This is a genomic window from Pyrobaculum neutrophilum V24Sta, from assembly GCF_000019805.1.
GTDB classification, from domain to species: domain Archaea; phylum Thermoproteota; class Thermoprotei; order Thermoproteales; family Thermoproteaceae; genus Pyrobaculum; species Pyrobaculum neutrophilum.
On sequence record NC_010525.1, the window covers coordinates 857,856 to 879,549 of the forward strand.

25 protein-coding genes and 1 tRNA gene are annotated in these 21,694 nt (G+C 62.8%); 13 read left to right on the forward strand and 13 right to left on the reverse strand.

The window, feature by feature from the left end:
• Positions 1-11 precede the first annotated feature (11 nt).
• Entirely contained in the window at positions 12-902 is an 891-nt protein-coding gene (gene hemC / locus TNEU_RS04840; RefSeq protein WP_012350323.1) for a hydroxymethylbilane synthase, read from the reverse strand.
• Positions 899-2,032, reverse strand: coding sequence for a radical SAM/SPASM domain-containing protein (locus TNEU_RS04845; RefSeq protein WP_012350324.1), 1,134 nt, complete (start codon positions 2,030-2,032; stop codon positions 899-901). The genes hemC and TNEU_RS04845 overlap by 4 nt, the downstream gene beginning before the upstream one ends.
• Positions 2,033-2,122: 90 nt before the next feature.
• Here TNEU_RS04845 and TNEU_RS04850 point away from each other — a divergent pair, with 90 nt between their 5' ends.
• Complete coding sequence (locus tag TNEU_RS04850) at positions 2,123-3,466, forward strand: ribonuclease FAU-1 family protein (protein WP_012350325.1); 1,344 nt, start codon at positions 2,123-2,125, stop codon at positions 3,464-3,466.
• Here TNEU_RS04850 and TNEU_RS04855 read toward each other — a convergent pair.
• The 4 genes from TNEU_RS04855 to TNEU_RS04870 form a co-directional block, all read right to left on the reverse strand.
• Complete coding sequence (locus TNEU_RS04855; RefSeq protein ID WP_012350326.1) at positions 3,432-3,707, reverse strand: ATP cone domain-containing protein; 276 nt, start codon at positions 3,705-3,707, stop codon at positions 3,432-3,434. The genes TNEU_RS04850 and TNEU_RS04855 overlap by 35 nt on opposite strands.
• A gap of 18 nt (positions 3,708-3,725) precedes the next feature.
• Entirely contained in the window at positions 3,726-4,619 is an 894-nt protein-coding gene (locus TNEU_RS04860; RefSeq protein WP_012350327.1) for a homoserine kinase, read from the reverse strand.
• Positions 4,616-5,242, reverse strand: a complete 627-nt coding sequence (locus TNEU_RS04865) for a cyclase family protein (protein WP_012350328.1) — start codon at positions 5,240-5,242, stop codon at positions 4,616-4,618. The genes TNEU_RS04860 and TNEU_RS04865 overlap by 4 nt, the downstream gene beginning before the upstream one ends.
• A gap of 227 nt (positions 5,243-5,469) precedes the next feature.
• On the reverse strand, positions 5,470-6,786 hold the full coding sequence (locus TNEU_RS04870) for an APC family permease (protein ID WP_012350329.1): 1,317 nt from the start codon (positions 6,784-6,786) through the stop codon (positions 5,470-5,472).
• Positions 6,787-6,844: 58 nt separating this feature from the next.
• Between TNEU_RS04870 and TNEU_RS04875 the strand changes: the two genes are divergently transcribed.
• Positions 6,845-7,870, forward strand: coding sequence for a glycosyltransferase family 2 protein (locus tag TNEU_RS04875; protein WP_012350330.1), 1,026 nt, complete (start codon positions 6,845-6,847; stop codon positions 7,868-7,870).
• A 56-nt stretch (positions 7,871-7,926) separates the two neighbouring features.
• Here the strand turns inward: TNEU_RS04875 and TNEU_RS04880 are convergent.
• The 3 genes from TNEU_RS04880 to TNEU_RS04890 form a co-directional block, all read right to left on the reverse strand.
• A tRNA-His gene (locus TNEU_RS04880) sits at positions 7,927-7,998 on the reverse strand.
• Between the two features lie 31 nt (positions 7,999-8,029).
• Positions 8,030-8,707, reverse strand: coding sequence for an ATP-binding cassette domain-containing protein (locus tag TNEU_RS04885; protein ID WP_012350331.1), 678 nt, complete (start codon positions 8,705-8,707; stop codon positions 8,030-8,032).
• Entirely contained in the window at positions 8,692-9,393 is a 702-nt protein-coding gene (locus TNEU_RS04890; RefSeq protein ID WP_012350332.1) for an ABC transporter permease family protein, read from the reverse strand. The genes TNEU_RS04885 and TNEU_RS04890 overlap by 16 nt, the downstream gene beginning before the upstream one ends.
• Before the next feature lie 224 nt (positions 9,394-9,617).
• Between TNEU_RS04890 and TNEU_RS04895 the strand changes: the two genes are divergently transcribed.
• The 10 genes from TNEU_RS04895 to TNEU_RS04940 all read left to right on the forward strand — a co-directional run bounded on the left by TNEU_RS04895 (position 9,618) and on the right by TNEU_RS04940 (position 18,890).
• Positions 9,618-11,687, forward strand: a complete 2,070-nt coding sequence (locus TNEU_RS04895) for an ABC transporter substrate-binding protein (RefSeq protein ID WP_012350333.1) — start codon at positions 9,618-9,620, stop codon at positions 11,685-11,687.
• Positions 11,688-11,706: 19 nt separating this feature from the next.
• A complete protein-coding gene (gene modD, locus TNEU_RS04900; RefSeq protein WP_012350334.1) occupies positions 11,707-12,525 on the forward strand; it encodes a ModD protein in 819 nt (272 codons plus the stop codon).
• Positions 12,526-12,545: 20 nt separating this feature from the next.
• The gene (locus TNEU_RS04905) at positions 12,546-13,370 is read left to right on the forward strand and encodes a radical SAM protein (RefSeq protein WP_187146747.1); all 825 of its coding nucleotides are present in this window, start codon (positions 12,546-12,548) and stop codon (positions 13,368-13,370) included.
• Positions 13,367-13,795: a hypothetical protein gene (locus TNEU_RS04910; protein WP_148682355.1), complete on the forward strand. Its 429-nt coding sequence runs from the start codon at positions 13,367-13,369 to the stop codon at positions 13,793-13,795. The genes TNEU_RS04905 and TNEU_RS04910 overlap by 4 nt, the downstream gene beginning before the upstream one ends.
• Positions 13,796-13,957: 162 nt before the next feature.
• Positions 13,958-14,140 (forward strand): hypothetical protein, encoded by a 183-nt coding sequence (locus TNEU_RS04915; protein ID WP_148682356.1) that lies wholly within the window; start codon positions 13,958-13,960, stop codon positions 14,138-14,140.
• The gene (locus TNEU_RS04920) at positions 14,140-14,907 is read left to right on the forward strand and encodes a hypothetical protein (protein ID WP_148682357.1); all 768 of its coding nucleotides are present in this window, start codon (positions 14,140-14,142) and stop codon (positions 14,905-14,907) included. The genes TNEU_RS04915 and TNEU_RS04920 overlap by 1 nt, the downstream gene beginning before the upstream one ends.
• Positions 14,908-15,696: 789 nt before the next feature.
• A complete protein-coding gene (locus TNEU_RS04925; protein WP_012350335.1) occupies positions 15,697-16,206 on the forward strand; it encodes a hypothetical protein in 510 nt (169 codons plus the stop codon).
• 269 nt (positions 16,207-16,475) lie between these two features.
• On the forward strand, positions 16,476-17,012 hold the full coding sequence (locus TNEU_RS04930) for a hypothetical protein (protein WP_148682358.1): 537 nt from the start codon (positions 16,476-16,478) through the stop codon (positions 17,010-17,012).
• 2 nt (positions 17,013-17,014) lie between these two features.
• Positions 17,015-17,794, forward strand: a complete 780-nt coding sequence (locus TNEU_RS04935; RefSeq protein WP_012350337.1) for a hypothetical protein — start codon at positions 17,015-17,017, stop codon at positions 17,792-17,794.
• Positions 17,784-18,890, forward strand: coding sequence for a signal peptidase I (locus TNEU_RS04940; RefSeq protein ID WP_012350338.1), 1,107 nt, complete (start codon positions 17,784-17,786; stop codon positions 18,888-18,890). Before TNEU_RS04935 ends, TNEU_RS04940 begins: the two co-directional genes overlap by 11 nt.
• Here TNEU_RS04940 and TNEU_RS04945 read toward each other — a convergent pair.
• The 4 genes from TNEU_RS04945 to TNEU_RS04960 all read right to left on the reverse strand — a co-directional run bounded on the left by TNEU_RS04945 (position 18,887) and on the right by TNEU_RS04960 (position 20,572).
• Positions 18,887-19,270: a hypothetical protein gene (locus TNEU_RS04945; RefSeq protein ID WP_012350339.1), complete on the reverse strand. Its 384-nt coding sequence runs from the start codon at positions 19,268-19,270 to the stop codon at positions 18,887-18,889. The genes TNEU_RS04940 and TNEU_RS04945 overlap by 4 nt on opposite strands.
• Positions 19,270-19,545 carry a winged helix-turn-helix domain-containing protein gene (locus TNEU_RS04950; RefSeq protein WP_012350340.1) on the reverse strand — a complete coding sequence of 92 codons (276 nt, stop codon included), beginning with the start codon at positions 19,543-19,545 and terminating at the stop codon, positions 19,270-19,272. The genes TNEU_RS04945 and TNEU_RS04950 overlap by 1 nt, the downstream gene beginning before the upstream one ends.
• A 294-nt stretch (positions 19,546-19,839) precedes the next feature.
• Entirely contained in the window at positions 19,840-20,205 is a 366-nt protein-coding gene (locus TNEU_RS04955) for a nucleotidyltransferase domain-containing protein (RefSeq protein ID WP_148682359.1), read from the reverse strand.
• Positions 20,162-20,572 (reverse strand): HEPN domain-containing protein, encoded by a 411-nt coding sequence (locus tag TNEU_RS04960; RefSeq protein ID WP_012350342.1) that lies wholly within the window; start codon positions 20,570-20,572, stop codon positions 20,162-20,164. Before TNEU_RS04960 ends, TNEU_RS04955 begins: the two co-directional genes overlap by 44 nt.
• 320 nt (positions 20,573-20,892) lie before the next feature.
• Here TNEU_RS04960 and TNEU_RS04965 point away from each other — a divergent pair, with 320 nt between their 5' ends.
• Positions 20,893-21,204 (forward strand): hypothetical protein, encoded by a 312-nt coding sequence (locus TNEU_RS04965; protein ID WP_012350343.1) that lies wholly within the window; start codon positions 20,893-20,895, stop codon positions 21,202-21,204.
• Positions 21,205-21,694 lie beyond the last annotated feature (490 nt).

Consider the following 21,694-nt stretch of genomic DNA (forward strand, 5'->3'; position numbering starts at 1 on the left):
CCGTCAGTGGTTTATGTCTTTTTCATGGCTTGTGCGACGAGTCTGGCCGCTCTCCTGCCGACCTCGGTGGGGTCCTCTCCGTAGACCTTTACCAGGTGTTTCCGGCCGCCTTGGGCGTATCCGGCTGTGAACTCTATTCCGGCTGGGGTCTGCCTTGCTATGCCTCCGACGGCTACGTGGCAGCCGGCGCCTACCTCGGCGAGGAAGGCCCTCTCGGCCGCCGCCTCCGCCGCGGCTTTCCTGTCGCTGGCTCTCCTCAGCAGGTCGGTTAGCCAGGTGTCCTCCTCTCTGGCTACGGCCGCCACTATGCCCTGGCCGGGGGGCGGGGGGAGGTCCTCCACGGCTAGGGGGACCGCGGGGATTGGGGGGGCTCCGCCGTAGAGCCTCTGTAGGCCGGCGGCGGCCATGACGGCGGCGTCGTACTGGCCGGAGAGGATCTTGGCGACTCTCGTGTCTACGTTTCCCCGGAGGGGCTTGATCTCCAGGTCGGGCCTGGCCGCCTTTAGGAACTCGGCTCTCCTCACGCTGGAGGTGCCCACGACTGCGCCTCTGGGGAGCGTCTCGAGGGTGTAGCCGCGGGGGCTCACCAGGGCGTCGTTGGGCGGGGCTCTTCTGGAGTAGCCCGCCAGGGCGAGGCCTGGGGTGAGGTCGGAGGGTAGGTCCTTTAGGCTGTGGACGGCCATGTCCGCCTCGCCTCTCAAGACGGCGAGGTTGACCTCCTTCTCGAAGACGCCCTTGACCCCTATCTGGAAGAGGGGCTTGTCCTGTATCAAGTCGCCGGTGGTCTTCACCACCACGATTTCGAAGCGGATGTCGGGCTCCACGGCCTTTATCTGGGCGAGGAGCTCCTCGGTCTGGATTAGGCTGAGCTTGGAGCCCCTGGTGGCGACGCGGATCTTCATCTGAGGAGGTGGGGGATGGGGCAGAGCGGGTCGTCGCCGTACATGTCGCCGGTTAGGTAGTAGGCCCTGGCTCTGTCGCCGCCTTTGCAGTACTGCTTGAATCGGCAGGCGGAGCACCTGGGCCCCCTCAGGTACCTGTCGGTGTTTATAAACGGCTCCAGCTTGTCGGGGGTGAGGATCTCCCGGAGGGGCTTCTCCCTGACGTTTCCCAGCTTGTAGAAGTCTATGAACTGGCAGGGGTAGACGTCGCCGTTTGGGTATATGGATATTATCTTCCTCCCGCAGCCGCCCGTGGACTCCACGAACTTTAGATGTCTCTCGTCCCCCCCGCCCACCGTCTGGGCGATGTATATGCCGTCGTAGGGGGCTAGGGTGGTCTCTATCTCCAGCCTCCCGGCGTACTGCCTGGCCTTGGAGATGAGGGTCTCTATGAACTCCCTGTACTGCTGGGGGGTGTACCACCAGTCGGGGGGGAGCTTCTGGGCTCTGCCGGCGGCGGAGAGGTGGTAGAAGGTTATCCTCTTGACGCCCAGCGACGCGGCGAAGTCCACGTAGGCCCCCGCCTCCCGTATGTTCTTGGCGGTTACGGTGAAGCGGAGCCCCACGTCGAGGCCGGCGGCGGTGGCGTTTTTTATCCCGGCGAGCGCGGCGGCGAAGCTGCCCGGGACCCCCCTGAACTGGTCGTGGAAGGCGGGGTCTATGGAGTCTAGGCTGACTCCCACGTAGACCACCCCCACCTCCCTCAGCCTCCTGGCGACCTCGGGGGTGATCAAGGTCCCGTTTGTGGAGAGGACGAGCTTGATCCCCGCGTCTCTGGCCCTCTCGGCGATTTCGAAGAAGTCCCGCCGGACGAGGGGCTCGCCCCCGGTGAAGAGGATGAGGGGTACCCCCACCTCGGCCATCTGGTCGACGAGGGCTAGGGCCTCGGCGGTGGTGAGCTCGCGGGGGTCCTCGGCCCCGGCGTCTATGTAGCAGTGTAGGCACTTCAGGTTGCACCTCCTGGTTATGTTCCAGCTGACGATGGGCCTGAGGGGGGCCGAGAAGTCGCTTGGCTTGTCGACGCCGAATCTGCCCTTGACCTTGAAGGAGGTGGTCCCCACGCCGGCCACCATCACGCTGATGGGGATCACGGCATATGCGGCGCACCCCTTTATATCATTTCTCAACAGCGGAAGGAGTCATCAGCCCTCAGCCTTTAAAAACTGGCCGCATCTATAAAGGTGTTTAGGGCCAGGATCAGGGGGATATACGCCACGGCGCTGACGAAGCTGGCGCTGGACTGGGGCTTCAAGGTCGTGCAGCCCACCCCGCAGATAGCGGAGAGGTTCGGCCTGCGGCCCGACCCCTCCCCGCCGGACGTCACAGTGAAGGACCACGAGTCTAAAACCGGCGTGGTGGCCATCGGCGACTGCCCCGCCGTGGACCACCTCCTGGAGAGGCTTAGGGAGTACGCCGACCCCGTCGTGGCGAAGGCCTCGGCGGGTCTCCACGACGTGTTTGTGGGGCGGGTCGTGGGGGAGGGGCTGGTGGAGGGGCCCGGGGGCCTCATGGAGGTGCCCGGCAGGTACGTCCTGCAGCCGGGGGCCGCCTCGGTGTTCACGGTGGTTAAGCCCCCCGTCGGCCCCCTGAGGGGGGTGGCGGTGCCGGAGATCGTGGTGGATGGGAAGCTCCTGGAGCTCAACACCACGGGGAGGGTGGCCTACAGCAGACACATAGGCGAGGAGGAGAGGCTTAGGCTGAGGATACTGGCCGAGACGAGGCTGAAGGCCTACGCCTCCATAGGCCTACGCTTCAAGTCCTCGGCTAAATACGCGGGGGAGGAGGAGCTGGCCAGGGAGGCCGAGGAGCTCTACAGGGAGCTCCTGAGGCTGTCGCAGGGCGGGCCCCCAGGTGCTCTCCTGAGGAGGGGGAGGTGCCTCGCCGTGGTGCTCTTTGACAAACGCGCCAAGTTTAAGCTCGACGAGGCCCGGGCGGCCGTCGTGCCGACCGTGAGAGGCCACCACGCCTTGAGGGGGCAGGGCCTGGGGAGGTGCCTAGACCTCCTCGACCACGTGGGGGCCGACGTCTACGAGAGGGCGGCGGCCTTCCTCGCCAGGGGGAGGGTCGCCATATACCACGTCAAGCCCTGGGGCGAGGTGGTGAAGATGCGGGGGGAGGTGGTCAAGGCCCTGGAGGACGTCCTCGTGGTGAAGAGGACGCTGAAGCCCGGCGGCGTCCTCGACGGGATCGGCGCCAGGATCGAGCCGGGGACCTACGCCCTCACCTGCGTGCCCAGGTCCGGGGGGTACGTGGTGCACAGCTACTACAGCGCCTCCGGCGTCTACCTAGGCACCTACGTGAACGCCAACACCGAGCCCGAGTGGGGCCGCCGCGTTGTATACATCGACCTCCTGGTGGACAAGGCCTACGGCCCCGACGGCGTGGAGAGGGTGCTGGACGAGGAGGAGCTCCAGCGCTACGCCCACATGCTCCCGGAGAGGCTGCGGAGGCCGGAGGCCCCCGGCGGAAAAATATGCACCCCCGAGGGGCTCACCTCAGCTCCTCCTCGGTCCTCCTCCGCTTGACTGCCTGGTCGAAGACTATCCAGTTCCTGTACCACTGCTCGTTTGCCTTCTTGAGCTCGGCCAGTATCATCCTCGTCAGCTCTTGAGCCGTCACGTTCTCCCTCTCCATCACGGCGCACTCCACCTTCCTCGCTATCTTCCTAGCCACGTCCACCGGCGCGCCGGCCTTCAAAACGCTGACGACGATCTTCTCGGGGATGAACTCCTCCGTCCTCCCGTCTCTCTTCACCACCTTCACCATGTATCTCCCGGGGAGGGGTTATAAATCCTTCAGAGCCCCCTCCGCCGTCGACGCCACCTTCACCTCCGCCCTCAAGCCCTCCTCCGCGTAGGCCCGCTCCACGGCGGCTCTCACGGCGCCGCTGTCTCTATCCTCCACGAGGGCGATCATGGAGGGGCCCGCCCCAGATATGGCCACAGCCAGCGCCCCCGCCTCCAGGGCGTACCGCCTAACTCTGGCGTAGGCGGGCACGTGGGGGGCCCTAGCGGGCTCCACCACCTCGTCGCTCATCCCCAGCGCCACCAGCCTGGGGTCGGACCTGGCGAAGCCCGCCACCAGCGCGGAGACCCTAGCCAGCTGCGCCACGTAGGTCCTGAAGGGCACCTCCCTGGGGAGGACGCTCCTCATGACCTTGGTCTTCTCCGGCATCGGCGGGACGTCCGGCACCCCCACCACGAAGGTCAGCCTGGGGCTGAACTTCACCAACTCCAGAGGCTTAACCGACGCGATCACCACCGCCCCGCCCAGCGCCGCCGCCGCCACGTTGTCGAAGTGGGGGCTACCCGCCGCCGCGGCCTCCCCCAGGCCCGCCGCCTCCACCACCGCCGCCGGGTCGACCCTGAGGCCCGCCTCCCTTATGAAGGCCGCCAGGGCCGCCACCGCCGACGCGCCGCTGCTCCCCAGCCCCCTGGCGATGGGGATACGGTTGTCCACCTCGGCCTCCACCCCCCAGCACCTGCCCAGCCTCTCGAAGAGGTGCTGGAAGGCCCTCCTCACCGTGTTGTCCCCCCCGGGGTCGAACCCCCGGAACTTTATATCAACGCCGCATCCAGACGTCAGTTTTACATACGCCTCGGCGAAGTAGGCGTCGTGCGCCACCGCAACTACGTCGAAGCCCGAGCCCAGGTTGGCGCTGGTGGAGGGGGCCCTCATACCAATGCCACAGCTCTAACCGGCGCGCCGCTGCCGCCGGCCACCTTCAGAGGCAGAGCCACGAACTGGCCCGTCTTCCCCACCACCGCGCCGAGGTTGGCCAAGTTCTCGAAGATCAGCACCTCCCTCGCCAGGAGGATCCTGTGCACCTCGAAGGGCGGGTGGTCGGGGCTGGGGGCGTCTGTCCCAACGCCGTAGACCCCAAGCTTGGCCAGGTGCTCGGCGAGCTCCGGCGAGATGTCTGGGTGGTCGAGCCACCTCTCAACGCCGGCGTGGTAGCCCGTCCTAAACAGGACGAACCAGCCCGGCCCCAGCTCCACGCCCCTCGGCAGAGCCCGCTCGAACTCCCTAAGCCCCACCTCCCCCCTCGGCGGGAGGCCCGAGAAGTCCAGCGCCACGAATCTGCCGAAGAAGCGGCCGGCCTCTATCTGGTCCACAGTCCTGCCGCCGGGGACGAAGTGCGCCGGCGCGTCCACGTGGGTCCCCACGTGCTCGGGCATAAAAAGCACGTTGCTGTAGTAGCCGTGGACGTCGTATCTGCTCCACTGGAGAACCGCCGGCGCCGGCGAGCCGGGGTAGACGGGCGTCGCCGGTCCAACCTCCATGGTCAAGTCGACGTACATGGCACAACGGCGGCGCGCCTATATAAGCTTGGCGCCCCCGGCCCAGCAAAACAAATTTCTATAGAAATATCTCACTTGTAATACAGGAGAACTGTTAAATTTTTGAAAACCCGTAGGTACAACCCACGGCGGTTGGCCGCCCCGGGGGACCCACCCCCGGAGGCCCACCCTCCGGGGTTTGGGCGGCCGGCGGCGCTGGACGGGCCTCCCCGCCCGGCGTTGCCGGCCTACTCGGCGCCGACGGCCCGCCGCCGTGGGTCCCTCCTCTTTGTCAGATAGAGCAGCGCCAGCCCTGCCCCAAGCCACAGGGCGAGCGCCCATAGGTATCTGTACTTCTCCAGAACAGTCAGCCCTATGCCCAGCGGGAGGAGGACGAGAGCGGCGGCGGCGGACAGAGGCACGCCTGCCACCTTGGGCGTTCTAAAGGCGCTGTATAGGTCGCCGCTTCTCGACAGCTTGGCGAGGGCCGCGGCGACGAGGAGGTAGTTGAGGAGGGACCCCACGGCGTATATGGCTAGGATGATCTCTATCTCCCCGGGGGCTATCAGGAGCAGCGATATCGTGTACACCAGGAGGAGGGAGACATGCGGAGTTCTGAACCTCCTGTGTAGCCTGCCGAGGATGCCGGGGAGGTGGCCCTCCTCCGCCATCATGTAGACAAGCCTGGAGAAGGACACGTAGCCCGCCAGAGCGGCTGTGATCATCACTAGGAATAGGTTGAGGGCGACGGCGTACGCCAGCGCCGGGTTCACCTTAGCCGCGAGATACAGCGGCGCCACCGCCGGGTCCGCCAGCTCCTCCGGCCGTAGCGCCGACATCAGCGCCGCCGTGAGCCCCAGGCCGAAGAAGGCGCCCACCGCCACGACCAGCGCCGTGGCCTTCGGCACCTGGACCAGGGGCTCCCTGGCCTCGCCGGCCAGCTGCCCAATGGCGTCTACGCCGGTGAAGCCGCGGGAGAGGAGGGAGAGGGCAAACAGGAGGCTCGCCCCCTCGACGCCGGCCCAGCCGAAGTGGGGCGGCGGGGCTGGGTGGGTCGCCAGGGCCCAGATTATCAACGCCGGCATCACGGCTAGGTCGACCGCGGCCACCGCCTTGGCGAAGTTGGCGGACTCCCTTATCCCCACCACCGTCAGGGCGAAGAGCGCCGTGGTGAAGGCGGCGGCCAGAGCCGCCTCATGTATCCCAAGACCAAGCGTTTTGTTTATGGTCTTGGCGGCGTCTATCGTGCCGTATGCCACCATCACTATCTGGTCGAAGGCTATGAGCCACGCAGATATGTACGCCAGCGTGGGGCCGAAGGCCGATTTGATGTAGAGGTAGGAGCCGCCCGTCTCGGGAAACCTGGACCCCATTTCGCCGTATGTCACCGCTATAGCCGCCATCAGCAACACGCCGTATATAGCCCCAAAGAAGGCGTACTCCCCCGCGTATAGGGCGATGAAGCCGAGCAGGAAGTAGTAGGTGCTCTGGGAGTCGGAGTGCACCAGGGCGTACATGTCAAAGACCCCCAGCCTCCGCCTCAGCCAGCTCCTCGCCAGCGCCACGGCGCACGCTACGCGGTGGTTTATATACATCTTTATAAACCCGCCCCCGGGCCCGCACATGTTCGAGCTGACCTACATCGTCCTCAACGCCGTGGGAGGCATCTACCTTTTCATCCTCGCCCTCGGCGCAGCGAGGCGGCCGGGGGGCCGCCGCGCCGAGCCCGTGGACAACTACCTCGTCGTTGTGGTGACCGTGGGCGACGGGAGGGTTCTGCCGGCCCTCCGGGAGACCGTGGCCCAGCTGGAGAGGCTGGGGCTGAGGTACGTCGTGGTCTCGTCCAAGCCGGTGGGCGTGAGGAACGTCCTCGTCGTGCCGCGGGAGGAGGACGGCACCAAGTACAGGGCTATCAGGTGGTTCGTCCTCAACTACGCCAGGCCCGACACCTGGTACATCTTCCTAGACGACGACTCCTACCCCCTCGACAGGGAGTTCCTCAGAGACATCGCCTACTACGGCGCCAGGGGGTACGTCGCCGGCAACGGCGTCATCGTGCCCAGGCCCGGCCGCTCCAGGCTGGCCTACGCCCTGGACTGGGTTAGGCACTTCGACGACCTCACCCGCTACCGCTTCGCCCTAGAGGTGCTGAGGAGGCCCATCTTCGGCATGCACGGCGAGCTCCTCATCGTGAGGGGGGACGTCCTCAGGGAGATATGGCCCGCCATGGGCGACACGGTGACGGAGGACTTCCGCTTCGCCATGGAGCTCCTCAGGCGGCGCTACAAGACCTTCCAGACCAGGACAAGGGTCTCCATCAAAAGCCCCAACTCCCTGCTGGACTTCGCCAGGCAGAGGGCCAGGTGGGCCTCAGCCCTCGGCGAAGCCGTGAGATACAGAAACCCAATCCCCCCAGCCTCAGCCGCCGTCGCCGCCCTCCTCGCCGCCGCCGGCCCCCTAACCGCCCTCTACGGCCCCACCCTCGCCACAGCCGTCGCCGCCCTCTACGCCGCCGTATACATATACGGGAGCCTAAGGGCGAGGAGGTACATAGTAGACGTCCTCCTCGCCTCAACCCTCGAACTCCTAGCCATGGCCGCCGGAGTCATCCACAGACAGAGGCGCTTCTACGTCATAGACAAGACCTAGCCACCGCCCACCACCACCCCCCGAGCCACCAACAACGGCCACAGGAAGGATATAGGGGCCGCCGCCGGGATTTGAACCCGGGTCAGCGGGACCACAACCCGCCATCCTAACCGCTAGACTACGGCGGCTTGTCTCACCAACAGCGGGTGTATATAAGCTTTAGCGCCCGGCGGCCTGGTTTTCCGGCTGGAGGAGCCTCCTCACGAGGGGCTCGGCGGGGTCGGTGGGGCTGTTCTCCACGCACCTCCTCAGTCGGCCCTCCTCCATGACGCATATGACGTCGCCTATGTAGGCGGCTTCGTAGGGGTCGTGGGTTACGTAGAGGACGGGCTTGCCCAGCCTCCTCACGGCGTCGTCCACAAGCCGCTTGTTGAACCAGTCCAGGTGGGAGGTGGGCTCGTCCATGAGGAAGCCGCAGGCCCCCGCCAGGAGGCCCGCCGCGATGTTGACAAGCTGCTTCTGGCCGGTGGAGAGGCCCCTCCTGTCCAGAAGGTCCCTTATGCCCAGGAGGGCGGCCACCTCCTCCACCTCCCGCTCCCCCCGGCCCCACCTCGCCGCCACCCACCTCAGGAACCTCCTGGGGCCGCCGGGGGGGTCCACCGGCGTGGACTGTATATATACCAGCCCCCTCTCCTCCGGCGGGAGGCGCGACACCTCTCTCCCACACGCCTCCACCGACCCCTCCGCCGGTATGGCTCCGGCTATCGCGTCCAGTAGCGTCGTCTTCCCGCTGCCGTTTCTCCCGAGCACCACCGTGACGGAGTTGACGGAGAGGCGCTCCACCTCCAGCTGGAACCTCCCCCTCCTGGCCCTAAGCCCCCTCACCTCGACAGCCATAGCCTCAGTAGGTATGCCGTGGAGACCCCCAGAGCCGCGACGGCCATGGAGGCCGCCACCGTCGCGCCCAGCCCCTCCTGGAGGAAGGCCTGGTATATGTAGATGGACATGGTGGGCGGGTAGGAGGCGAAGATGAGGAGCACCCCAAGCTCCCCGAAGCCCCGGAGGAAGGACAGCAGGAAAGCGGCCGCGGCCGCCCTCCTCAGCGAGAGGAGGAGAGCCGCCAGAAGCCTAAGCCCCCCAAGCCCCAGCGACCTGAAGTAGAGCTCCGCCCTCACGTCCTTAAGCGCTCCGTCGAAAACCGCGTAGGACACCGGCAGAGCCATGACGAACATCGCCAGGAGGACCCCCGCCGCCTTGTTCACAAAAAAGCCGTAGAGCCACTCCGGCAGGAGGGGGTTCCTAAAGGCCGCCAGGAGGAGAACCCCCACTGCCGTAGGCGGCACGACGGCAGGCGCGTAGAGGATCTGCGCCACAGCCGCCCGCCAGCCCCCACGCCCCCAGACGGCCACAGCCAGCCCCGGGAGCAGACCGAGACCGGCCGCCGCGCCGCTAAACAGAGCAGTGAGGAGAAACACCTCCGCGAACCCCGGCGGAGGCGCCCCCAGGTAGGCAACCGGCAGTATAAATAGTAGAAGCGCCACAAACACGACGGCGGCCAATGCCAGAGCCACAAAAGACAACACAGCCAGGGATTTAGGCTTTACCTACACAAAAAATAAATAATGGAAAACTACATAAACTAGTTCAAATAAAAGACAAAAACAAACAATATATACATAAACAAAGTAATAAGACAAAAAATAAAAAGAAGACCATTTATATAGTACAAAAACATAAAACTTTAAAAAATTTAAACTTGATATTTCGTATGTAAGTTATCTAGATAAGCCACGGCTTTCATACAAACATGCGGTGGGTGGTCCTAATCGGGGTTGTAGCTCTAATTGTAACAATAGCATTCTTGTTGCAGATCCAACAGCCACCACAGAAGACACAAGAGACGGCGGCTACAACGGCGACTCCTCCTCTGAAGTCTCCGGAGACGGCGGCACCCGGTGCTACGGCGACTAAGGCGTGCTCGGGCTCGCCTCTGGGCTATATCCCTCCCGCTCTCGTCAAGGTGATTAAAGACGCGGCGGCGGCTGCGGGGCTTGGCACAGAGGGGATACAGTCTATGGGGTGTGTAGAAGGCGTCAGGAGGATACAGGGCGGAGCTAAGCCGGACATATTTGCATGCGTAGACATAGAGCTGAGGCCAGACGCCGAGAGGGCGGGGGCCCTCCAGACCTACTCGCTGGGGAGGTTCAAGCTGGCCCTCGTCTGCAGAAGCCCCACGGCTCTTGAGGAGCTGGCCTCCGCCAAGACGGTCTTCGCAGACCCCAACAAGGCCCCCATCGGCTATAGGGAGCTCGCCGCCGCGTGGATGCTGTCTCGGGACCTCGGCGTCAACCTCACGGCGAAGTACACCGCCCTGGGGGTGAGGTTTGTATACAACGGCACCCTCTACATCTACATACCCAGCTCCCTCCCCAACACCGAGGCGGTAGACGTGGCCCCCAACCTGGACGGCTCCTGGGCTAAGTTCGAGGCGGGGGCGGGCCGTTGCATGTTCGCCTACGTCCCCTTCCTCCTCGGCAAAGGCCTCCAGCTTAGGCCCGCCGGCGGCGGCACCAGCTACTGGGAGCCGTACACGGCCGAGGCGGGTGGGAGGACCTACTACGTGTACGTCTTCAAGCCGCCCTACGACTTTGTGGAGGATCCGCCCATCAAAGCCGTGGCCGTCCTCCTCGGCCCGCCGGCCAAAACCATCAGGGTGGGCCACTTCGAGGCCTTCGTGGCCTCCTACACGGAGCTGGGCAACTGCGTCGTAGAGTCGCTGAAGAAGATGGATTTGTCGAAGTACGGGTTTATAACCACGGCCCGGGCTACGGCCGGCGTGTCTAAGTCAGCTGTTGTGGAGGTAGTGGATGTGCTTGGGCGGCGGGTGTCTGTGAAGGCGCCTGTGTCTAGAGTTGTGGCTTTGGGGCCGGGGGCGCTTAGGCTCGTGGTATATCTCAACGCCACAGACAAACTAGCCGGGATAGAAGAGATAGAGAAGAGGCCACCCCAAGGCAGAGACTACGGCTACATCCTCTGGACAAAAAACCTCACCTCGCTTCCAGTGGTTGGGCGGGGTGGGCCTGGTAGCCCTGTTGACTACGAGAGGATACTATCTGTGAGACCGGACGTGATTATCATGTCGCCTTTTGTGGCCGACGCCCCCGACAAGATCCAGGAGAAAACTGGCATACCCGTGGTGGTTGTGTCGGCTTTTATCGACAGCGGCGAGGGCTGGGTCAACTTCACTAGTTTGTACAAGTCTCTTAGGACCGTCGGCGTTTTGTTGGGTAGAGAGGAGAGGGCTGAGGAGCTGGTTAGATACATGGAGGATTTGATCAAGGATCTCAAGAGGCGCACCGCCAACATAACCCAAAGGCCGAAGGTGTACGTAGGCGCAATCTCCGCCAGAGGCGGCCAGCCCTTTGAAGCGACTCAGTCGTACTTCCCGCCGCTGGTCTTGCTGAACACGCCGGGCGTCGCAGATAAATACGGAATAAAAGGGGTTGCTAAGATCGACTGGGAGGCGCTTCTGAAGGAGCAACCAGACGTAATCTTCATCGACTTGGGGAACTATATGTTTGTAGCGCAGGACTTTAACAAGAGCCGGGATAAGTACTGCTCTCTTAAGGCCTTTAGAGAGGGGAGGGTATACGGCATTTTGATGTACAACTGGTATGGAACCAACATCGCTACGCTTTTTGCTGATGCCTACTTTATGGGTAAGGTGCTTTATCCGGAGGCGTTTAGGGATGTGGATCCTGTGGCTAAGGCTGACGAGATCTATAGGGAGTTCCTCGGCGCGCCCCTCTACACGGCAGTAGCCAAGGATTTCAAAGGAGGATTTAGACAGCTGACGGAGTTCAAATGCGGGTCCTAAGCCCACTAGTTTTTCTGGCATGAAGAGCCGGCTGGAGGCTTGGCTTTTGGAGGATCTGGGGAGCTACGACTTGACTACTGAGGTTCTAGGCATCGGGGGTCTGAGGGGGGTTGCCCAGCTCTTCGCCAGGGAGGAGGCGGTGGTGGCTGGGTCTGAGGAGGCGGCTGAGGTGTACAAGCTGGCGGGTTGCGGGGAGGTGGAGGTGGTTAAGAGGAGCGGCCAGCTGGCGCGGAGGGGCGACGTCGTGTTGCGGGCGGTGGGGGAGGCCCGGTGTCTACACGCCGCCTGGAGGACGGCGCAGGAGGTCGTTGCTTGGGCCTCGGGGGTCGCCACGAAGACGAGGAGGCTGGTGGAGCTGGCGCGGCGGGTCAACCCAAGGGTCGTGGTGGCGGCTACGCGGAAGACGCCGCCCGGCCTAAGGGCCCTGTATCACAAGGCGGTGCTGGCGGGAGGGGGTATGGTCCACAGGTGTTGCCTCTCCGACGGCGTACTCGTCTTTAGAAACCACCTGGTCTTCCTGGGGGAGGGGGCTCTGCAGAAGGCCGCAAAGGCGGTTGCGGTTAGGCCAGCCGGCGTGGAGGTGTCCACCGTCGAGGAGGCCGTTGAGGCGGCGAAGGCGGGTTTTAGCTATATCCAGCTGGAGCGGATGACCCCGGAGGAGGTGGCGGAGGCGGCGGCGAGGGTCAGGGCGGTGAACCCCCGCGTGGTGGTGGGGGCGTCGGGGGGCATAGACGAGCACAACATCGCATCTTATGCCCCACATGTGGACGTGGTGGTTACCTCTGCCCCGTACCGCGCGCCGCCTATAGACCTGGGGACTGAGATGGCACCTTTATAAAGGGCCGCGCCGCGCCCCACGTGATTACACACGCCGCCGCCCACGTGGTGGAGCGGTTCGTGGGGAGGTTGAGCAGATCGCCAGCAGACCCCCGGAGACACGCCGCCGCGTTGAGGAGGTTCGAAGGCCGGTTTGGGCTATATATCCACATCCCCTTCTGCAGATCCCTCTGTAGGTTCTGTAGCTTCGTTAGATACCCATACGACCCCGCCCTCTACAGGAGGTACAAGGCGGCCTTGGAGAAGGAGCTGCAGTTCCTGGCGGAGGCGGCCGAGGGGGCCAAGGTCGACGTCTTATACGTGGGCGGGGGCACCCCCACCGTCGACGTCTACGCCCTGGCCGAGATCCTTGAAGTGGCGAAGAGCCACTTCGGCAGGTTGGACATAAGCGTTGAGGCCAACCCCGCCGACGTCACAGACGAGTCCATCTCCGTGCTCAAGGAGGCGGGCGTGGAGAGGCTGAGCATCGGCCTACAGAGCCTCTACGACGCCAAACTCGCCGAGCTCGGCCGCAGGTCCCACACGGCGGCGCAGGGGGCACAAGCTGCGAGGCTCGCCGCGGGGAGGTTCCCCACCGTAAACATAGACATGATCTGGGGCACGCGGCTGGACACCCCCGCCACCTTGAGGAGAGAGGCCGCGCTGGCTCTATCCCTCGGCGTCGGCCAAGTCACCTTCTACCCCCTCATGCCGGCCCCCGGCCTCAGAAAAACGCTGAGACAGAGGAGGGAGGGGCCCTGGCACCCCCAGGAGGAGGCCCTCTACGGCGCCGTCCTAGAGACAGCCTCAGAGCGGGGCTACCCCCCCCCGCCACCCCCTGGTGCTTCAGCCGAACCGCCGGCTTGATAGACGAATACGTGGTCGACCACGACGTCTACCTAGCCGCCGGGGCAAGCGCAATAGGCAGAAGCAACTGGTACATCTACGTCAACAGCTTCGACCCAGCTAAATACGTGGACTACGTCGAACGCCACGGCCACGGAGCCGCCAGAGCCATGTACATAGCCCCCTGGGAAGACGCCCTGTACTACGCCTCCACAGCGCTGTTCGGCCTCAGGTGGTGCCCCAGGGAGGTGGAGAGGCGCTACGGCCCACTCGGCCAACTCATAAACGCCTCGGTGGCCCCCTACGCGAGGCTACACGGCCAGAGGAGAGGCCCCTGCTACAGGATCACAAGCCCCAAAGCCCTGTACGAAATACACAAAATGCAGAGAGGAATATACATGGGCCTCAACGCCCTGAGGGAGTGGGGTATGAAAACCCGCGCCTAGGGCCGATCTACGTAGCCGCGGTCTCGACGCCGAGACCTGGAGGCGGTACGAGGAGGCCTATGGGAGAGCTCTGGGGGACGTGGGGGAGGACGTGGCGGTCTTCGTGGTGCTCACAGGCGGGGCCGAGCCGGAGATCATGGAGAAGGCCCCTACAACGTCCTGGTGGCGTGGCCCCACTACAACTCCCTGCCCTCGGCCCTGGAGGCTTCGGCGGCGCTCCGGGAGCGGGGCCGCTTTGCATACGTGGTAGCTCTGGAGGACCTGCCGGACGAGCCCCCAGTGGAGAGGATAATGAAGGCGGTGAGGGCCGCCCACCTCCTCAAGAACCCCCTAGGCTCGCCCTAGTGGGGAGGCCCAACCCCTGGCTGGCGGCCTCCCACTTCGCCGGGAAGCCCGACGTGGTGATAGACGAGGAGGAGGTCTACAGGGAGAGCCTGGCGCTGGAGGCGAGGGAGGAGGCGGAGCGCCTCGCCGGGGGGCCCCACGGCGCCGAGGCCCTCGAGAGGCCGGCCGCCTACGCCAAAGCCCTCCTCCGGAGGGCCGCCGGCGTGGACGGCCTCACCCTGGGCTGCTGGTGCTTCGACTTCGCCGCCGTGGAGAAGAGGGGCTGGACCCCCTGCGTATCCCTCGCCCTCCTCAACGACTGGGGGCTAACGGCGGTGTGCGAGGGGGACATGAGAGCGCTGTACTCAGCCGCAGTCCTCAGCAAGATCTCCGGCAGACCCGCCTGGGCCGCCAACGTCAACTACGCAGGCCGCGGCCTCCTGATCCTCACCCACGACGGCCTGCCCCCCTCCATGGCCAGGAGGTACAGGATAAGGCCGCGCCTAGCCACCGGCGCACCAGCCGCCATAGAGGCGGAGGTGGAGCCCGGCAGACCCATAACCCTCCTCAGGGTGTCGGGAGACCTAAGGAGAGCCCTCCTCCTAAGAGGCACCACCGCCCAGGCCCCCCGCCTCGAGGCCTGCGCCGCCCAAATCGCCGTGGAGACCCCACAGGCGGAGGCCGTCCTGGCGGCGGGGCTCGGAAACCACCTCGCCTTCGTCCTAGACGACGTCTACCACGAGACAAAGGCCTACCTACAGCACCTCGGCGTGCAGGTGGCCCCCTAGCCCCCGAGCGGCCTCTACGCCAAAGGCTCTCGGCAGGTGATACAAAGCGTTTCTCTCCCAGTGACGCATCCCGCGCTGGGTAATCCCCATCCGAACGCCTAGAAGGCACCCGTGTGTCTACAATAGGCTCCCATACCCCCCTCATAAAATCTGCGAGACGGCTTTCGTTCGGCGGCCAGCTGTGGCCGCCTCCTCAGCTCCGTAAAGCCCTCCCCCGTCACATCAAATCTCAAACAAAATAGCCGTGTACCCAGCAGGTAGTTCCAGGATTTGGGCACGGCCACCACCCCCACTGCTCAAGCGACACTATATAGCCGTCCCCAGCCAACACGCCGCCGAGGCGCCTTACAACCGCGTCTCTATACAAGTGGCGGTTAAGACAATATGAAACTCCCGCCCCGCTCTCAACGCCTGGCAAATGCCGTAGCCGCAGTCGTAGACTGTTAAACCTGGTTGGCGATGTGCTACCCCCGTCCAAATGTAGAGCCTTTCCCGGCTTCTCGTTGGTAGGGGCCCGTAGCCTTGCCAGCTATGAATCTGGCGCCGCGGCGCATGGAGGAGCGGGTGTAGATAGACGTTCGATATCTCCTCGGAACTAAAGGTTCTCCTAACGGCGTGTAGAGACGCGGTGCCTATTACTAAGGCGCACTTCTGTAGAAACACGCCGGGGCAGATCTGGACTTAGTCAATGTAACTATAGGTATTTGTCTAGGGCTTCTGTTCAACACCTGTGGTAGTTTTTCAACGCGTGTTGGGTAATATTTTTCACGGGTCGAGAAAAAGCGACACATGAAGTCGACAATAACAATAGCGGCGCTGGCGATAGTGCTGGCGGTCGCGTTCGCAATATGGCAGGAAACAGCCACGATATCAGTAAACGCACAGACAGGATACCTAGACGCCGATTTCCAGAACGTTCAAGTGGACAGATCCCCCTACGTGACGGCAGAGGCAAAGACCGCCGGCTCTGACGCTGGCAACGACGGGCCGCCCTCCCTAACTGTGACAGTTACAAATGCATACCCCGGCGCGTCTGTCACAGTGTCCTTTGATGTGTACAACGACGGCACCATCCCGCTGAGGTTCAGGTGGACAGCGTGTACAATAAGCGGCGACACCGGCTATCTAAAAGTCTCCGGCATGCCAACTTCAGACACGACATTAGACCTCGGCGCTACACAAAAGGTGACGCTAACAATTACAGCGGCCGATAACGTGGAGGAGCAAAAGACATACTCACTTACGATCCAGTGTCCCTACCAGCAGGCGGTGCCCGTAGCAAGTGGACCATCCCAGTGAAACTACCTTTTTTTCCTCCACCGTCTTGGGACTCACGTTCTTTCCCCTCTCTTCAACCAGATCAGGTGGTTCTTTTTCCCGCTGTGGCGTCGGGCCGGGGACGTGAGCTAGGCACAGGAGGCGGATCCCCGCCGTGGAGTCCCAACGTCCTACACCCAGGTACGGGTCCGAAAACAGGTTGTGGTTTTGGAAACGGCTGTTGGCTCATGTTTATACCTTAGCCCATTACAAAATTTTCTATGAAGACTTTGTTTGTATTGGCGCCACTAATGGCTCTATTGGTGGCGTACTCGCTCTGGGGCGAAGCCGCCGCTGTTAGAGCTCCGGTGTCGACGGGCTACATAGATATGGACTTTGTCGATGTCAAGATAACCCACCCCGCCACTGTCCCAGTGGGGGCCGGCCCCACCGTGGTTGAGCTAAACTACATGAAGATTACAGTCGACGTAGGGGGGTCCGCCCCGGGCAACGACGGCCCACCAGTCCTCTATATAGATGTGAAAAACATGTACCCAGGGGCTAAAGTCACCGTGAATGGATACCTCAGAAACGACGGGACTATCCCAGTACGCGTTGAAAAATGCAACTTCAGATCGATAGGCGGCGCGTTCGCGTTCAAGGATGTAGACCTAGATTTCGATATCCAAGTCGACGTTGATGCCTTTAAAGGAGGCAACGCACCTCCGTTTACGCTAATGCCGGGCCAGAGTGCCTATGTGGTGGTCTACATAAGGGCGCGGAACGATGCTAGAGAGAGCGTCTCCGTGTCTGCCCAATTCACCTGCGACTATAGGCAGGCACCCTAGCCGTGGTTAAGTTGGTTTTCCTGTTGGTCTTGGCCGTTTTTACCTGGGCTTGGAGTGTTACAGTTATTTCCTACAGGGATTTTGAGGTATACAACGGCTCTCTTCTTTTGGCGGATGGGAAGGCGTATACCGCGGCTACGCTGGTGGTCCCGGGCGGCTGGCCTCTGAGGGTTGTCTCCGGCAACTTCTCGCTTCCTCTAGACGTCGTCAGCGATGTGGTGGTGGTTTTGGGGTCGCCGTCGGGTGGGTGCGACGTCTACCACTTCTACAGCATTGCCCAAGACGCGACGGCCGTCTTGGCGGTATGTAGCGAGAGAGTTGAGGCCGTGGTGTCGGCGGATGGGGGGAGGAGAGCGGTGGTTTTCCAGACTGGGGTCAACTACATAGTTCTGCCAGGGCGTAGCTCCATCCGGGTGGAGTCTTCCACAGCCCCCGTGAGGATCAGGGAGAGGGAGATCTACACAGCGCATCTCCCCGCGGTGGCCGGCGGGTCTTCGCTCTCGGGAGGACCTCCGGCTGTCTACAACACGTCGCTTCTATACGGCAGGATCTACAACCTCGCCGGCGAGCTAGCTGCGTTGAGAGAGAGCTGCAGTAGAGATTTGACGGCGCTTAGGAAGCGGGTTGACGAACTGAGCGGGGAGGTCAACGCGCTTAAGGCCGAGAGAGATAGGCTTCTCGTGGTGGGGCCCAACGCCGTTGCTCTATACGCCGCCGTGGGGGCCGGAGTGGCGGCGGGGACGGCGGGGGTGTACCTCGCGGCGAAGAGACGTGGACGGTAGACACCTCTGGCTCGCCGTCCCGCTCCTCTCCCTCGCGCCCGCGTTTGTCAAGGTGGAGCTCTGGACCCTCGCGCCCGTCTGGGGCCTCTTGGCGCTCTACTTCTCCAGATACGTCTGGGGCGGGGGGCTGGCTTCTGGGCTGGCGCCGGCGGCCGCCTATATGGCCGTGTGGGCCGGGCTAGGCCTGGTCTTCGGGTTTGAGGCCAACCGGTATGGAGGTAGCCCCACGGCGACTCTGCTAAACGGCGTCTACTTCGGGCTGGCGGCATTGGCAAGGGAGTTCGCCAGGTACGCGGCTCTCTCTCTGAGAGCCGAGGAGCTATACCTGCTCGGGCCTCCGAAGAGGCTCCTTTGGTCCCGGGGAGATCTGTGGACTGGCTTGGTCTCCACCGCTTTAGCCGTAGACGCCAGCTGGCTGTCGCCGTCGCCCCAGTGGGTAGGGCTCTCCCTAGTCCCCAGCCTGTCCATCTCCCACGCCTGTTCCCTCCTCCAGAGGAGGTACGGGCCCTTCGCCTCGCTCCCACTGGCGACAGTCTGGGGGGCTCTGCCCTACGTGTCGCCGGCTGTCCCCAAATCGCCTTGGGTCCTCTACGGCCTAGTCCACCTTCTCCTACTGCTTGGGGTGATGGCCGAGGATGCGCCTAGGAGGGACCTCATCCCGGCGGTTGGGGCGGTGGCACTCGCGGCGTTTTTAGTAGGGGCCTTTGGGGTAAGGCCTTTTGTCGTGGCCACAGGTAGCATGTCCCCCCTGTATCAGCCCGGCGATGTGGTTTTCGTGGTGCCCATCCGACACGCGGAGGTGGGGGACGTGGTTCTCTACAGAGCAGACTTCGGCTACGTGCTTCACAGGGTAATAGACGTGAGGGAGGTGGGCGGGAGGACCTACTACATCACCAAGGGAGACGCCAACCCCACACCAGACGCGAGGCCTGTGCCGCAGGAGGCCGTTCTCGGTAAGGCGGTTTTCAAGGTGCCCTACGTGGGGACGCCGGCTCTGTGGGCCAGGGATCCATCCAGCTGGCCGCTTCTTGCCGTTCTGCTGGCGGCGGCCGCCGGCCTGGAACACCTCTTGAAGACCCTCCTCAAGAGGAGCTAGCGGCAGCTACCTATGCCTTTTGTAAAGGTCAACGTGCCGTTGTCTGTGAACACGTAGGTCTGCCACTTACCCTCGCCGGGGGACAGGCGGACCCTCGCCTTGCCCTCCACCGGCCCGTGAGGTTCAAGACAGAGCGGAACCGTGGCGCGGCTTTCGATATATACATCAACCTTTGCCTTCTTACAACCGTATATAGTTACTGTGACTTTGTCGCCAGCAACCTCCACCGTTCCTTTACATTTTTTATCTAACTCGGCTTGTGCGATGTAGAAGCTCCAGCTCCCCGTCTTCGCGGTTGCCCTAAGCTCTGCCTGTTGATAGTAGTGCGCAACCACCAGAGAAAAGGCGAGGATGTACAAGAGGAGCAACAACAGCCGCATCAGTTTATCTCCAGCTCCTTAAGCCAGCTGTGCTGGCTACTTAACACAACTATCGTCACCTGGGCGCCGGCTTTATGGATCTCCACAATCCCCTTCTGTTTAAGCTCATCTAGGTACTTGTAGAGACTCTTCGGCGTCACCCCAACGCGTCTCGCAAGCTCCCGCAACGTGTAGCCGTACCCCCTGCGCAGCTCCATAATAATCCTCCACTTCACATCGTCGCCGTAAATCCGCGCCATGAAGTTTATAAGGGCGCTACATTGATCCCGCTCCATAGATACTTATGACAACTGATTTAAAAATTTAGCCCAACACCTGTTGGCAATCCAAAGGGAAAAATAGAACTATGTAATTGACCACATTGCGGTGTACCCCGGCACTTGCACTGAAATAGATATATGAAGGGCTATTCAAGCACCAAACCGCTTCGCACAACAGGAGAACCCCAGGCGCAGACGCCGCCAAGCAGGGTAGCTACACAGCCGCCGAAACTGCCAATACGGCGATACGCACCGGGCCTCTACCACGCGCCCCGCGGATATCCCGCGGCGGGGCTTCTCCAAGGTCCCTTATCTGCAGGCGCCTACGGCTTCGCAGAGGACCTCGGCATCTCCAGCCAGGAGTACGCCGCTGGCGATCTCCTCGGCGAGCCTGGTGCCCGCCATCTTTCTGAGCTCCTCCACCGTGTAGACCCGGGGCTCTAGGTCGATGGGGAACGACGGGTCGAGGAAGTCCGGTATCCTGTCCATAGGCCTCCTCCCGTCTTCTCTCACCACTATCACCACGTCGGCGTCTGAAAACGCCGTGTAGTCCCCCCTCGCCAGAGAGCCGATAAGAACCACCGCCAGGGCCCCCCGCTCCACAGCCCACCTAGCGTACCGGGAAAGCTCCCTAAACACCCTCTCCACATCTAGTCTGAAGAGCCTCACCGACATATCTCACAATCCTCTCAGCGGCGTTGACGGCGCCCTCAGCGTCCCCCCTGGTGAAGTAGTCCATCGGAGCTCCCTCGGGGTGCGCGTTGGGGTATCTAGACGGTATGTAGAACTTGTCAAGCCCCTTCGCCTCATCGACGAGGTCGCCGGGCGGCTTGACGTGCGCCGGGAGGCCGGCCAGAAGCCTAGAGACGGAGTGGCCCCACGCCTCCACCCCCAGACATTGGTAGAGGGCCTTAACCGCCTTCTCCGCGGCTTGATGCGCGGCGAAACACGCCCACTCGTAGTCTCCAAACTCCAGAGACCTCCTGGCGTGCTCCAGGTCGCGGAGGGCCTGCCTAAACCAGTCACGCGCCCTAGACACCACACAGCTATGTGCACACCGCTATTAAAAACCTCATCGCTGTGTACAAACATCGACGAGATGCCTCCGAGTCCTCAAACAGACGGAAAGCTACTGCAACTCCTCAACGCCCTCCACCCCAGCTCCCTTCACGCGGAGCGCTTTATCCTCCCACCTCGACCAAGCCCCATCCAGAAGAGCCACTTCCCCAGCTCCACAACTCCTTAGAATTTGTAGACGTCAACCTAAACCGATGGTCGCGGTGTCAGAGGCGGCGGCCTCCGGAGCCGTCGGCGGAATGGATCTCGCCCCTAAAGGCTTATAAGGGGGGCGGCGGATTGGACGTGGCTGAGAACTTGATCGCGGCTGTTCTAGGCAAGGCCGCCGAGGAGGCCCTAGAGACCGCTGTGCAGGCCTATCTGCAGAAGAAGATCTCGAGGAAGGACTTCCAGACGGCCCTCCTCCTTGTCATCGTCAAGATGATGGGCGATATGAACAAAAAGCTGGACATCGCAAACAAAAGGCTGGATGATGTGAATAGAAAGTTGGATGACATCAAGATGGACGTCGCCGCTATAAAAGAGAACATGGCCCGGGCCAGAGAAGAGCTGCTGAGAGTCAGGGAGAACATAGCAAGTGTAGGCATCCGAATATAGGTCTCGCCGGATCGGCCGATTGTATGCGAAACACTCCACGGCAAACACCGCAGTCAACACAAAAGGCGGCTAGACATGGGCGAGGACGTTCATCCAGCAATCTCCCACCTCCCAGTCGCTGGGCAGTCGTTGATGTAGCCTTGCTTCTCTTTTTTGTTGTGTAGGAGGTAATGATCAGTTTAACGACCCTGCAGTCCGGAGGTAGGGACTGGCCTTGTATGACCCCCTCCCTGCCCTAAAGGGCGAGGCTTGTAGTTTGCGTTGTCAAATCAGAGAGGAGACACCGGCTCAGAAGTTGCTGAGAGGGCGACGTCGGTAGACCCACGTAGAGCCTGTCCCCCTTCTCTGAATGCCAAGACGCCCTAGACTGCCGCCCCGTCGCGGCGGTGGAGCGGAGGAGGCCCTGGAAACTCCCCTCGGAGCCAAAGAGCGGCTAGCCGGGCATGCCGGCGGTGGGATAAGCACACCCCCCGCCCGGCGCGGCCGGGAG

Bases quoted from the DNA above. Each gene is read 5' to 3' on its own strand.
- TNEU_RS04955 (WP_148682359.1), bottom strand. From the start codon at position 20,205: ATGTCGGTGAGGCTCTTCAGACTAGATGTGGAGAGGGTGTTTAGGGAG.
- TNEU_RS04865 (WP_012350328.1), bottom strand. From the start codon at position 5,242: ATGTACGTCGACTTGACCATGGAGGTTGGACCGGCGACGCCCGTCTAC.
- TNEU_RS04885 (WP_012350331.1), bottom strand. From the start codon at position 8,707: ATGGCTGTCGAGGTGAGGGGGCTTAGGGCCAGGAGGGGGAGGTTCCAG.
- hemC (WP_012350323.1), bottom strand. From the start codon at position 902: ATGAAGATCCGCGTCGCCACCAGGGGCTCCAAGCTCAGCCTAATCCAG.
- TNEU_RS04855 (WP_012350326.1), bottom strand. From the start codon at position 3,707: ATGGTGAAGGTGGTGAAGAGAGACGGGAGGACGGAGGAGTTCATCCCC.
- TNEU_RS04930 (WP_148682358.1), top strand. From the start codon at position 16,476: ATGGCTCTATTGGTGGCGTACTCGCTCTGGGGCGAAGCCGCCGCTGTT.
- TNEU_RS04950 (WP_012350340.1), bottom strand. From the start codon at position 19,545: ATGGAGCGGGATCAATGTAGCGCCCTTATAAACTTCATGGCGCGGATT.
- modD (WP_012350334.1), top strand. From the start codon at position 11,707: ATGAAGAGCCGGCTGGAGGCTTGGCTTTTGGAGGATCTGGGGAGCTAC.
- TNEU_RS04875 (WP_012350330.1), top strand. From the start codon at position 6,845: ATGTTCGAGCTGACCTACATCGTCCTCAACGCCGTGGGAGGCATCTAC.
- TNEU_RS04945 (WP_012350339.1), bottom strand. From the start codon at position 19,270: ATGCGGCTGTTGTTGCTCCTCTTGTACATCCTCGCCTTTTCTCTGGTG.
- TNEU_RS04895 (WP_012350333.1), top strand. From the start codon at position 9,618: ATGCGGTGGGTGGTCCTAATCGGGGTTGTAGCTCTAATTGTAACAATA.
- TNEU_RS04925 (WP_012350335.1), top strand. From the start codon at position 15,697: ATGAAGTCGACAATAACAATAGCGGCGCTGGCGATAGTGCTGGCGGTC.
- TNEU_RS04860 (WP_012350327.1), bottom strand. From the start codon at position 4,619: ATGAGGGCCCCCTCCACCAGCGCCAACCTGGGCTCGGGCTTCGACGTA.